This window comes from Cohnella sp. WQ 127256, from assembly GCF_024519285.1.
GTDB lineage: Bacteria > Bacillota > Bacilli > Paenibacillales > Paenibacillaceae > Cohnella.
Genome location: NZ_JAMZCY010000005.1, coordinates 462,444 through 474,746, shown reverse-complemented (window position 1 = coordinate 474,746; position 12,303 = coordinate 462,444). Strand labels below are relative to the sequence as shown.

9 protein-coding genes are annotated in these 12,303 nt (G+C 46.6%); 2 read left to right on the top strand and 7 right to left on the bottom strand.

Features of this window, described 5'->3' with window-relative positions:
- Positions 1–3 precede the first annotated feature (3 nt).
- The gene (locus M1K58_RS17140) at positions 4–786 is read left to right on the top strand and encodes an ABC transporter permease (RefSeq protein ID WP_256760060.1); all 783 of its coding nucleotides are present in this window, start codon (positions 4–6) and stop codon (positions 784–786) included.
- Here M1K58_RS17140 and M1K58_RS17135 read toward each other — a convergent pair.
- Genes M1K58_RS17135 through hemE form a run of 6 tightly spaced genes read right to left on the bottom strand, consistent with a single transcriptional unit; the run spans position 781 to position 8,335 of the window.
- Positions 781–3,012, bottom strand: coding sequence for an ATP-dependent helicase (locus tag M1K58_RS17135; RefSeq protein ID WP_256760059.1), 2,232 nt, complete (start codon positions 3,010–3,012; stop codon positions 781–783). The genes M1K58_RS17140 and M1K58_RS17135 overlap by 6 nt on opposite strands.
- Before the next feature lie 42 nt (positions 3,013–3,054).
- Positions 3,055–3,558: a molybdopterin-guanine dinucleotide biosynthesis protein B gene (mobB, locus tag M1K58_RS17130; RefSeq protein WP_256760058.1), complete on the bottom strand. Its 504-nt coding sequence runs from the start codon at positions 3,556–3,558 to the stop codon at positions 3,055–3,057.
- 17 nt (positions 3,559–3,575) lie between these two features.
- Positions 3,576–4,832, bottom strand: coding sequence for a molybdopterin molybdotransferase MoeA (locus tag M1K58_RS17125; protein ID WP_256760057.1), 1,257 nt, complete (start codon positions 4,830–4,832; stop codon positions 3,576–3,578).
- A gap of 25 nt (positions 4,833–4,857) precedes the next feature.
- Positions 4,858–6,339: a protoporphyrinogen oxidase gene (gene hemG / locus M1K58_RS17120; RefSeq protein WP_256760056.1), complete on the bottom strand. Its 1,482-nt coding sequence runs from the start codon at positions 6,337–6,339 to the stop codon at positions 4,858–4,860.
- On the bottom strand, positions 6,336–7,283 hold the full coding sequence (hemH, locus tag M1K58_RS17115) for a ferrochelatase (RefSeq protein WP_256760055.1): 948 nt from the start codon (positions 7,281–7,283) through the stop codon (positions 6,336–6,338). Before hemH ends, hemG begins: the two co-directional genes overlap by 4 nt.
- On the bottom strand, positions 7,280–8,335 hold the full coding sequence (gene hemE / locus M1K58_RS17110) for a uroporphyrinogen decarboxylase (RefSeq protein WP_256760054.1): 1,056 nt from the start codon (positions 8,333–8,335) through the stop codon (positions 7,280–7,282). The genes hemH and hemE overlap by 4 nt, the downstream gene beginning before the upstream one ends.
- Before the next feature lie 196 nt (positions 8,336–8,531).
- Between hemE and M1K58_RS17105 the strand changes: the two genes are divergently transcribed.
- The gene (locus M1K58_RS17105) at positions 8,532–9,737 is read left to right on the top strand and encodes an MFS transporter (RefSeq protein WP_256760053.1); all 1,206 of its coding nucleotides are present in this window, start codon (positions 8,532–8,534) and stop codon (positions 9,735–9,737) included.
- Between the two features lie 212 nt (positions 9,738–9,949).
- On the opposite strand, the gene yicI is transcribed toward M1K58_RS17105, so the two are convergent.
- On the bottom strand, positions 9,950–12,271 hold the full coding sequence (gene yicI / locus M1K58_RS17100; protein WP_256760052.1) for an alpha-xylosidase: 2,322 nt from the start codon (positions 12,269–12,271) through the stop codon (positions 9,950–9,952).
- Between the last annotated feature and the right edge of the window lie 32 nt (positions 12,272–12,303).

The following is a 12,303-nucleotide window of genomic DNA, read 5'->3' as shown; positions in this document are numbered from 1 at the left end:
AAAATGAGACTGTTCGGCAAATACCTGCTCATTTTGTTCAAATCACAGATGCAGTATCGCACATCTTTCTGGCTACTATCATTTGGCCAGTTTTTTATCCCCTTCTCCGTGTTCGCTGGGCTTTACTTCATGTTCGAGAGATTTGGACAAATCAGAGGCTGGGATTTCTATGAGGTTGCCCTTGTGTTTAGCGTTATTCATATGGCCTTTGCCCTTAGTGAATGCTTTGCTCGTGGCTTCGATATGTTCTCCAGCTTAGTTATTAATGGAGAGTTCGACCGACTGCTCGTACGTCCAAGGAATACCGTCCTTCAGGTACTCGGATCCAAGTTCGAATTCACTCGAATAGGACGACTGCTACAAAGTGTACTCGTGCTAGCATGGGCGGTTAGTCAAATCCACATGGATTGGACATTCGCGAAAATAGTTACCCTGATTCTCATGATTATGAGCGGCGTCTTTATTTTTACAGGTATATTTATCTTAATGGCAACAATGTGCTTCTGGACGATCCAAGGACTAGAAATCTCAAGCATTTTCACCGATGGCGGCAGAGAAATGGCGCAGTACCCGCTAAATATATATCAGAAGTGGGTTACCCGTTTCTTCACGTATGTCATCCCTTTTGGTTGCGTCAATTATTTGCCACTGATGTATATACTGGACCGAACAGAAGGCAGTCCAGTCCTGTACATGCTGTCACCTCTTGCAGGATGTGTCTTCATCATACCTTGTCTGCTTCTGTGGAGATTCGGAGTCCGACACTATCGTTCTACCGGATCATGACGAATGGGGCTCCAATAACCCCATCTCTATACAGATGTTAACGGATAACCTTTTGGTCTCTGCCTGAAATTCAATCTCTACGCTATCTCCATCGACCAGAACGATATCACCGCTACCGAAAACACGATGCTGAACTTTGCTACCGGCTACGAATTGTTCGATATCCTTTAACGCATTCGGATTGTAGGGAACCGAAGCCTTGGGCTTGAGCTGGCGAACCTTCGTTCCAACAGCTTGCTGACTTGGGATATCCTTCGGGGGATTCTGAATGTGCTGCACGTTCGTCACGAATTGAGAAGTTTGGACTTGCTCCCCATCTCTCATTTTGTACGACAGCAGCTCTAACTGCTGTTTGGCCCGGGTCATTCCCACATAGAAAAGCCGAACAGCCTCCTCCATTTCCTCAAGCTGACCTTTTTCAAACTTTTTGTGATCATCGCTTGAAGGAATAACACCCTCTACCAAGTCGATCATATAGACGTATTCGAACTCCAGCCCCTTTGAACTATGAAGAGTAGATAACGTTACGGCGCTTCCGTTATTATTGAACTTGGAATTTTTCATGCTTTGCTCTAAATATTTCAACCGCTTAGCGAATTCCTCCATCGTGTTCAATGGCTCCGCAATTTCCTCTAACGTATTCAATATCCCGATGAGATACTCCTTACGAAAACCTAACCGTTCGCACATTTTCTCGATCGCTTTATCGTACCCTAGCTTATCTCGTATTGTCTGGATCACATGCTGAGGCTTTGCACCTTGCAGCTGTTGGATGGTTTCTTTTCCTGCTTCTATTTGTTTAATCTGATATTCTTGTAAGGGAATATGCTTAAGCAATCGATCAAAAACAGAGTCGTCCGTATCCTCATTTAGCTCAATAAGCATGTTCATTTGTTGCTTTGTAATGTAAGCATTAAATTTCGTATGAATCTTCTCTAAAATATCGGGACGTCTATCGTTAAAGGTCATTCGCATGAAATTCAAAATATCCTCCACAACCCAATGGGAGAAAAAACGATTGTCCCCATCCTTCATATAGAAAGGAATGCTCGCTCGATCTAATGCATTCATTAACATAATTGAAGAAGAGTTGTTACGGTAAAGCACAGCTACCTCATTCAAGTCATTCTTATGTGCGATTTTCTCCACCACATATTTCGCTTGATATTTATAGTCCGGCAGCCCCGTAATCGTAATGGGCGTATGTTGCGGATTCAGCGTGAACATGTTTTTGTCGTAGCGGTTTTTGTTGCGCTTGATGAAGCGGTTCGCCACGTCTACGATATTCGGAGAGGAACGATAATTTTGCTCCATTTTCAGAATGGCAGCATCCTTGTACACCTGTTTGAAATCAAGCAAATATTGAGGCTCCGCCGCACGCCATGTGTAAATGGACTGGTCATCGTCCGCCACGACACACAAATTGCCATGCGCTTGAACAAGCTGCTCAATAATCGCATGCTGAACAAGCGATGTATCTTGGCTTTCATCTGTTAACACATAATCATAACGACGTTGAAACTTCCGAAGCAGCGAAGTATCCTTCGAGAATGCCTTGTGTGCGATGGTTAGCATATCGTCGAAATCGACGAGCAGTTGGGCCGTACCCGATTGTTTGAAATGCTCATATTCCTTGAAAATCTGTTCTGCTTTTGGAACGTCACACTTAGCTTGAGACAGCTGATCCAAGGGGATTAGCTTATTTTTGATAAAGCTAATATAGCTGGTCAAATCCTCCATCTGATCATCCGTAATATTATCGTTGTTAATTCTTTTATATAAATCCCTGAGGATTCTTGTCTTGTTTAATGGAACAGCTTGACCATTGCCCTCATAGTTCCCTTGCCCACTCGCGAGCTCAGTATTATTTTCGATCATTCGATAGGAGGTTCTCTTATTGTGAAAATGCTCCCTTACCACCTCGAATGCAAGGCTATGAATTGTGGAGAAATCAGGTGTTTGATGACCTAACTTCGGGAAAAAGCGTCTAAACCGTTCTTTCATATCCTGTGCCGAAGCCCTACTGAATGTAACAGCCTTAATCCGTGAGAAGGATACACCTTTCACTTCGATCAAATAGCCGATTCGCATAATGATTGTTGTCGTCTTTCCTGAACCGGGAGAGGCAAGAAGCAGTAAGGCGCCTTCCGTATGAGTCACAGCTTGCTGTTGGACTTCATTCAGAGCGACGCCGATTTCACTTTCCTTAAGTGAGAAAAAATCCATTTGAAGTCGTTATCCTATTCTACGATATCTGATTTATTATGATTATGAATTGAAGACTACCTTAAGTATACCAGCAAATGATAGAGTATCCGATTGAATAATGAGAGGAAGTTTCTGTGCGACAACCGCAGCTTCTATAACCTCGTTCGGCTCGCGAATACATACCGCTTGAATGTTTGATAACTTTAAGAGGTCCAAGTCCTCTTCCTTACGAATAAGGACAAGCTTGGGGTATGGCGCAGATTTAAAGCCTTCGATAATTAAATAATCGAGAGTACGTGCTTCCATCTCAGACACTAGCTGCTCTATGGGTGTCGACCGCTCCTGCACCCAAGCTGTACGAGCTGGCGATGTAATAGCCGTTACATATGCACCGGCTTGCCTATGCTGCCAAGTGTCTTTGCTCGGGATGTCAGGTTCGAAATGATGGACATCATGCTTTAAGCTTCCGACTTGATTGCCTTTTGAGGTTAACAACCGAATGATTTCGCACGTTAGTGTTGTTTTGCCCGCATTTTTGTAACCAACAACTTGTAGGATTTGCACGTTTCTCCCCCCTCACATCACAATTTCCACGCCGTAACTAGATGTCCTTTATTCAGACCTTCCTTCAATGGAGGAATCTCGATCAGACAATCTGCATTCACAATCGTGGTCATGAGGCTTGATTTGTCGTCGCCAGTTGGTATAGCCCATATCGTTCCGTCTCGTAGCTCTATTCGAGCTCGGATGTATCTACGGTAAGCATTAACTTTAAGAAAATCCGTTCCTAAATAAGCCTTAAAGCGTTGCAAGCAAGGCTGAGCCACTTGTTGCATCGCTTTAAGAGCGAGTGAGGCAAATAAATGAAAACCAACGAAGCAAGCACCAGGATTTCCGGAAAGCGCGATGATTAGCTTGTTATGAAGTCGGGCAACCGTCGTCGGACTGCCTGGGCGCATCGCGATTTTGTTAAACAGCAGCTCTACTTCTGATGCAGCGAGAACATCAACCATGACATCATAATCCCCGACGGACACGCCACCAGAGGTCAACAGCAAATCACAAGCTTGTAGACCTTGCCTAATTATTGCTTGGGCAGAGGTCGCCTCATCTGGAACCTTACCAAGCATCACGGGCTCGCCGCCACATTCCCTGATTAATGCAGCCAGCATCGGAGCGTTGCTATTCCGAATTTTTGCCGGAAGCAAAGGCTCGTCCACCTCCAGTAATTCGCTACCAGTTGAGAGTATCCCGATGCGCGGTCGCCTCATCACGGCTACTTCTGCAAACCCACAAGAGGCTAGCAGGGCGGACTCACCGGACCCGATTACTTGGCCCACTGGTAATAAAACTTCATCCTGCTTAATCTCACAGCCGATCTCCGCAATATTTAAGCCGACAGGAACACTCTTCGATATCGAGACGAAGGATTGCCCTTCTCTCTCCTCTACTGTTGTCATTTCCAGCATCACAACGGCATCCGCACCTTCCGGCACCATCCCGCCTGTCATGATCCTTGTCGCCTCTCCGGAGTGAAGTGCATACAAAGGAACAACACCTGCGGGTAATGACTCCAAGACGGTCAAAGAAACGGGTGCTGTTGAAGTTGCTTGTGCCAGATCCCCCACACGAACCGCATAACCATCCATTCCGGATCGACGAAACGGCGGAAAAGGATGAGGAGCGACAAGACGCTCCCCCAACCTCCTCCCCCATGCTTCAGCTAATGGGACACATTCAGATGAAAGTGGGCTAACCCGATCTAGAATGAGCTTCTGTGCTTCTTCTGGGAGCAGCGCTGTTCGCCGAAACCGGTCTAGTTGATCTATCGTTTCCATTAAGATGTAGCTCCCTGCTAATTGGTTAACGATTCGCTAGCAAAGCTTCTGCTGCTTGCTTCCCTTGAGCAATGCAATCCGGTAAGCCAACACCTTCGAAAGCTGCTCCAGTAGTTAGAACGCCGGGAAGCTCATCTTTCATGTTTTCTCGGAATGATGCTATCGCATCTATATGTCCTATTGGATATTGCGGCATAGAGTGACGAAGTCTAGTTATTTCAACAAATATTGGAGTCGCTGTCAAGCCCATGAGATCATACAAGTCACGTTGAACGACCCCAGCCAATACTTCATCGCTCAATTCAACACCTCGCTCGTCCCCTGCGCGACCGACATAGCAACGAATTAATCTTTTGCCTTTAGGTGCTGTATGAAGCCATTTGGACGATGTCCACGTACTCGCTGTAATATGCCTGTGCTCACCTTTAGGTACGAGAAATCCAGAACCGTTAAGCTCATGGTTAAATCCGACCTCATCGTAAGCAAGGACAATGTTCGCAACGGAGACATATCGAATGTTCGTTAACGCACTTACATCCATGTGGGGTGCAAGCAATTGTGCTGTTGTATAGGCAGGTAGAGTGATCAGTACGTCATCTACAGCAACTAACGTTCCATCAGCTAGCTCGAGTCGATAGGACTCCTTTGCTTTAGCATCTTCTCCTGAAACTCGTTCGATAGTCTCTACCTGCGCCCCTACTCTTATCGTGCACTCTTCGGCTATTAGACGCGACTCTAATGCTTCAATAAGGGTAGACAAACCGTTCCGAAATGTCATAAAGACAGTGGATGGTAATTGATTCGCATTCAAGGCAGCTGTATTAACATTTGAAATCGGATTTTCCTTCGCTTTAGCTGCGGCTGCTTGCTGAGTCGCTTGAGTCCCAGCAATTAAGCTTCCGTGCTCTCTCACCATCTGCTTGAACTGAGGAAATGTGGCCTGCAAGCCAAGTCGGTACAAATCACCGGCATGAATACCTGCAAGTAACGGTTCAAATATGCGCTCCACCATTTCTTTACCCATTCGACGCTCAAGAAATGCTCCAACAGACTCATCACCCGCATCTTCTTCTGAGGAGATAATTAGATCCTCTAGCGCACGGAGCTTACCTTCCTCAGACACTAATTCCGTCTTACCAAACTTCTCCTGATCGGAGGGGATACCCAACGTGAGCCCTTCCGGCATCGGATGAAGCTTCCCATCCATCGAAATATACGTTTTTTTCGCTTCTGGATTTGTCCCTGTAAGCTCCCCATCGATGCCAAGCTCGCGTGCTAATTCGATCATAGGTAGCTTACGCCCTAAGAAGGAGTCGGGTCCTCGTTCGATGACGAATCCATCTCGGCGCAAAGTATTCACTCTGCCACCTAGTCGATCAGAGCCTTCGAAAACCGTTACTGCAACCTTTTCTCCACTTTCCTTGGCTTGCTTCAATAAATAAAAAGCGGCGCTAAGCCCGGTAATACCGCCGCCTAGCACCGCCACTTGGCGAATTTGCTCTGTCATACATTCGTCCTCCCGTTCCTCACACCCATAACCGAATCTGCCAATGCAGCCATATACTGAGGATCATCGTTCAACATACGAATTCTTGCCAAGTGAATGCCTCGCTCATCGGCAAATTTCTTCGCCTCGATATCTATGTCATAGAGAACCTCTAGATGATCCGAGACAAATCCAACAGGCGTTACTAGAACCGAATTTACACCCTCGGCTTTAAGATTCCCAAGTGTCTCTAGAATGTCAGGTCCAAGCCAAGGCTGTCCCGTCTGACCGGCACTTTGCCACGTGAATTGCCATTTATCTACACCTGCCGCCTTAGCAATCGCAGCTGATGTAGCCAATAATTGATCCGCGTATGGATCGTTCATTTCCAGGATCTTTGCGGGAAGGCTGTGAGCACTGAACAATACTAACGTGTCTGCACGTTGCTCGCCGAAACGATCTAATGCTTCAGTCACTCGCTTGCTCAACGCATCAATTAGCTCAGGATGAAGATGATATTCCTGAACCCCTTTGAATACGATCCCTTGTTTATCGGCTTCCTCTTGAGCGCGTTTCATATAACCTCCGACGCTCATAGCGGAATATTGAGGCGTGAGCACGATTCCGATCGCCTCAGTAATGCCGTCTGATGCCATCGCCGCCACTCCATCTTCAATGAAAGGAGCCGCATGCTTCAAGCCTTGATAACAAACGTATGCTCCCTTGCCTGCCAATTGATCAAGCGTGTGCTGCAACGCCTCGACTTGACCATTTGTATTTTCACGTAACGGAAACACGCCACCCACGATTGTATTGTAACGATCCGTAAGGTCCTTCAGTTGCTCTGCTGTAGGTGGATGACCTCTACGAATATGTGTGTAATACGCTTCTATTCCGTCTAGACTGTCTGGTGTTCCATAGGACATCACAAGAACACCTATTGCTTTGCTTCCTACCTTATTCATAAGGTCACCCCTGCCGCAATCTTCTGCTCACTATAAGCATGAATGAAATCGGTTAACTCCCTTAGTTTTTCCAGTGATGCTTCTGGGTACAAACCGTGTCCTAAGTTAAAAATAAACCCAGGCTCCATCATGCCTTCATCAAGTATTCTACGTGCATGCTCATGAATGACAGATGTCGGTGCGTTCAGGACATAAGGGTCGAGATTTCCTTGGACGGCAAATTTGCCTCCCAAACGACGTCTACCTTCTGATATTGAAACGCGCCAATCCAGTCCAATGACGTTTGTCTGCAAGCTACCTAGATGCGGTAACAATTCCCCTGAGCTCACACCCGGGAAATAAATCTTCGGAGTGTCCAGGTCGGACAAGCTCGCGAAAATATGCTCCACATGAGGAAGTACGAATTCCTTGAAGTCATGAGGCGCAAGAGTACCCACCCAGCTATCAAATAGCTGTACGGCTTTGGCTCCGTTTTTAATGTGCGCTCTTAAGTATGTTGCAACCATATCCGCTAGCTTGCCCATTAAGCTGTGCCAAATCTTTGGCTCGCTATACATGAGCGTCTTCGTCCGAATATAAGATTTGGACGGACGTCCTTCGATCAAGTAGCTGGCAAGCGTAAACGGTGCGCCAGCAAATGTGATAAGCGGAACCTCAAGCTCACGATCCAATATCCTAATCGTTTCTAAAACATGAGACAAATCACTCTCTACATCAATTGGCTTAAGGCGTTCCACGTCACTTGCACTTCTAATTGGATTATGAATAACTGGCCCGACATCCTTCACAATATCGAAATCGATACCTATTGAAGCAACGGGATTCATGATGTCGGAATAGAGAATCGCTGCATCTACTCCAAGCTTATGTATCGGCATTAAGGTTACTTCGGCCGCAAGCTCTGGTTGCTTACAAATTTCAAGTAACGAATACTTCTCTTTTATTTTACGATAATCAGGATCGTACCGTCCGGCTTGGCGCATATACCACACAGGTACTCGTTCTACGGACTCTCCTCGACAAGCACGCAAAAACTGATCATTTTTAATCATTAGGTTTGCCTCATTTATCTAAGTAATTGGCTGTCTTTGCTTCCATTATGCCCCTTTTAGCTCACTTGAACAACCTCACAGTCCCTCTGGAGTATGACAATAGTTTGACAATGATCAAATAATCCATCGATTAAGGCGTTCTTATCGATTGTGATATACTAATTAGACATAAGAATGGCAGACAAAGGAGCAACCGATGCAACGTTGGAAAATTAATCTGATCGTATTAATGAGCGGTAATTTCTTAGTTATGGCGGGCATGACGATGATCATTCCCTTCCTTTCCCTCTATTTGCAACAGGATCTAGGCTTAACGGATAAGCATGAAATTGGGGTGTGGGCGGGATTTATTTTTGCTGCGAATTTTGTTACCTCATTCCTGTTTCAGCCTCTGTGGGCCAAGCTCTCAGATAAATACGGTCGTAAAATGATGCTACTACGATCCGGCTTCGGAATGTCCATCGTTATGGTATTAATGGGCTTTGCCACAACCCCTTGGCATTTGCTCGCTCTAAGGATGTTAAACGGTGTCATATCCGGATATACACCGGCCGCTGTCTCCCTTGTGTCCGTCTCAACGCCAAAGGATCGGATGGGCTTCGCCATGGGGACTTTGCAATCTGGAGGTACAGCTGGGGCTATCCTTGGTCCATTTATCGGTGGATTACTTGCAGACACCTTCGGATTCCGTCCAATTTTCTATATTACAGGTGCGCTGCTTTTCTTGGCTTCGGTCATCTCTTGGTTGTTGGTTCGTGAGAATTTCGATCGTACGGCAGCCGCCCTTAAGAAACAGATGAGTGTGCTCAAAGGCTTTCGTGAGCTAATGGTCATTCGGCAGCTACCGGTGCTACTTACTGTAACCTTCCTCATTCAATTCGCGATGTTGAGCCCGATGCCGCTGATTCCGTTGTATGTTCAGGAATTACATGGTACATCTGAGAATCTGGCCTTCTATGCTGGCTTCGTCGGATCTGTAACGGGGATTTCCAATATGATCTGCGCTCCCCTGCTCGGTCGATTAAGCGATCGCATTGGTTCAATACGCATTCTCTTAGTATCGCTTGCTGGAGCAGCTATCATGCTCATTCCACAGGCTTTTGTCGGGTCGGTAAGTCAATTGCTTATTTTCCGTTTTCTGCTCGGGTGCTTCATGGGAGGCTTAATTCCGACCGTCAACTCACTTGTACGGCGGTATACGCCAGACGGTCTGGAAAGTCGTGCCTTCGGCTTTAATAGCAGTGCTCTGAGCCTCGGCAATATGATGGGACCGATTATGGGTGGGGCGTTATCAGGTCTTATCGGCATTGAGGGATTGTTTATTTTATCAGGAGTGTTAATGTTCATGACCTGTATTTGGGCGACTCGAGCTTTGCGTGCACGGCAACAGGCTAACAATTAATTCAAGATGGTGATGACATGGATGATCAATTGAATTTCGGGTTATACGCAGGAATTATTCATTCGGAATTGGTGTGTTAATCTTCGAAAAAGCCGCAAACAAAAACGCTGTCCAAAGCCCCCATTATTCGGGACTTCGGACAACGTTAATCACTTTGCCAGAGACATAACTATAGGACGAACTCTTGGCAATGCCAGCTTAGCAAGTTTAATTTAATTAATTGTAATCGAGAACGAAGCTACACTGTCCTCAGGCGTACAACGGAGACCGAATTCTGTCTCCTCCACACTAGCACCGTCCACAGATACAAAGGACTTAACACCTCGAAGCACGACGCTCCAGCTGCCTACTTTGTCCGCTTTCACGCTTACAATCGAGCCTTCCCGTTTTACCGTTACAGTCAACGCTGTTTCCCCTGTTAGGGTAGGTACATTTGCCGTTACATCTAAGCCATCCTCCAGCTCGAACGCGTGTAGCTCAACACCTTCCGCATAAGCGTAATCAGGTTTTGTTGCATCGTTGCCCATAGCGAGCAGCGTATTAGGACGGACATAAACAGGTAAGCTCAGATAGTCATGTCGCTCGTCTCTCCACTGTCTTCCCTCCACGACTTCACCCGTGAATAGATGGGTCCAGCGACCTTCCGGCAAGTAGAAGGATACCTCTCCTTGCTCGTTGAAAATGGGCGCTACCAGCAGGGATTCTCCCAGCATATATTGACGATCCAGCAGGACGCTCGTCGGGTCCTGGCCGAATTCGAGGACCATCGCACGCATCGTCGGGACGCCTGTCTGCGCTGTAGACACAGCAGAATGGAAGAGATAAGGCATAAGACGGCATTTCCACTGTGAGAAGAAACGCATAACATCGACGGCTTCCTCATCAAATAACCACGGTACACGATACGAATTATTGCCGTGAAGACGGCTGTGACTGGAAAACAGGCCGAATGCGGTCCACCGCTTGTACACATCGGCTGAGGAGGTGTTCTCAAAGCCTCCAATATCATGGCTCCAGAAGCCGAAGCCCGACAGACTCAGGGACAACCCGCCGCGCAGGCTCTCCGCCATCGAATCATAATGAGCGTAGCAATCACCGCCCCAATGCACGGGAAACTTCTGACCTCCGACCGTGGCCGAGCGAGCGAACACAGCCGCTTCTCCTTTACCACGCTTTTCTTCTAATACGTCAAACACAAGTTTATTATAGAGATGCGTGTAATAATTGTGCATTTTGTGTGGATCGGAGCCATCATGATAGACCACGTCCGTTGGAATGCGCTCGCCAAAATCGGTCTTAAACGAATCCACACCGATATCCGTCAGCTGGCGCAAATAGCCTCTATACCATTCGCACGCTTCTGGGTTGGTGAAATCTACAATTCCCATACCCGGCTGCCATTTATTCGTTTGCCAGACGTCACCATTCGGCTTACGAATCAAGTAACCTTTACTTTTACCTTCATCGAAGAGTCGAGACTGCTGACTAATATACGGATTGATCCATACACAGATACGCAGACCCTTCTGCTTTAACCGCTTGAGCATCTCCTCCGGCTCAGGGAAAACCTCTGGGTCCCATTCGAAGTCCGTCCAGTGGAATGCCTTCATCCAGAAGCAGTCGAAATGAAAGACGTGCAGTGGGATATCCCGCTCCCTCATGCCATCTACGAAAGAATTGACCGTAGCTTCGTCATAATTCGTCGTGAAAGACGTAGTAAGCCATAGGCCGAATGACCACGCTGGAGGCAGTGCCGGCTTACCGGTCAAATCCGTATAGCGTTCCAGTACGTCCTTCATTTCTGGTCCACCAATAACGTAGTACTCCAGCGATTGACCAGGAATGCTGAATTGCACCTTGGACACCCGCTCCGAAGCGATTTCGTAGGAAACCAGGTCAGGCTGATTAACGAAAACGCCATAGCCTTTGTTCGTCACGTAGAATGGAATATTCTTGTATGATTGCTGTGTACCTGTCCCACCATCATTGTTCCAAATGTCGACGGATTGACCATTTTTGATAAAGGGAGTGAACCTTTCACCTAAGCCATATACATATTCTCCGATGCCCAGATCCAATTGCTCACGTACGAAGGTTTCTCCTTTGTTCGATTCAATGTAGCCAATTGATTTAGGGCCACTACCTGTAATCCGTTTGCCGTCAAAATAGAAATCAATACTCCATTCTTGGCCCTTACGAACTGTCACCCTCGCTTTTCCACTCGTCAGTGAAGCTTCATGCTCATTATCCTCTGTGGTGATCTTTGCATTCGGATCTGTTTCCAACTCAAAGTTGGGCCCCGTCTCATAGCCACCTGCGAAATGCTCGATTCTGACCCCAATAATATGATCGCGCGGGGAAAATAAAGTAATCGTAATAAGCGGAACGTCCAGTTGAGATAATCGTTCAGTAACGGACTTCGGTGCTGCATAGACAATTAAAGCATTGTTCTGCTGTTTAACAGAGTGCACCTGGATCGGACTAATAATGTTATAGTCCCCTTGAATCAACCAATTGCCATCGCTAAATTTCATTGTTGTTCACTCCTATATACAGAAAGGACCCC

Excerpts from the sequence above, each read along its gene's own strand:
- M1K58_RS17105 (WP_256760053.1), top strand. The coding sequence starts at position 8,532 with ATGCAACGTTGGAAAATTAATCTGATCGTATTAATGAGCGGTAATTTC.
- hemE (WP_256760054.1), bottom strand. The coding sequence starts at position 8,335 with ATGATTAAAAATGATCAGTTTTTGCGTGCTTGTCGAGGAGAGTCCGTA.
- yicI (WP_256760052.1), bottom strand. The coding sequence starts at position 12,271 with ATGAAATTTAGCGATGGCAATTGGTTGATTCAAGGGGACTATAACATT.
- M1K58_RS17135 (WP_256760059.1), bottom strand. The coding sequence starts at position 3,012 with ATGGATTTTTTCTCACTTAAGGAAAGTGAAATCGGCGTCGCTCTGAAT.
- hemH (WP_256760055.1), bottom strand. The coding sequence starts at position 7,283 with ATGAATAAGGTAGGAAGCAAAGCAATAGGTGTTCTTGTGATGTCCTAT.
- hemG (WP_256760056.1), bottom strand. The coding sequence starts at position 6,339 with ATGACAGAGCAAATTCGCCAAGTGGCGGTGCTAGGCGGCGGTATTACC.
- M1K58_RS17140 (WP_256760060.1), top strand. The coding sequence starts at position 4 with ATGAGACTGTTCGGCAAATACCTGCTCATTTTGTTCAAATCACAGATG.
- M1K58_RS17125 (WP_256760057.1), bottom strand. The coding sequence starts at position 4,832 with ATGGAAACGATAGATCAACTAGACCGGTTTCGGCGAACAGCGCTGCTC.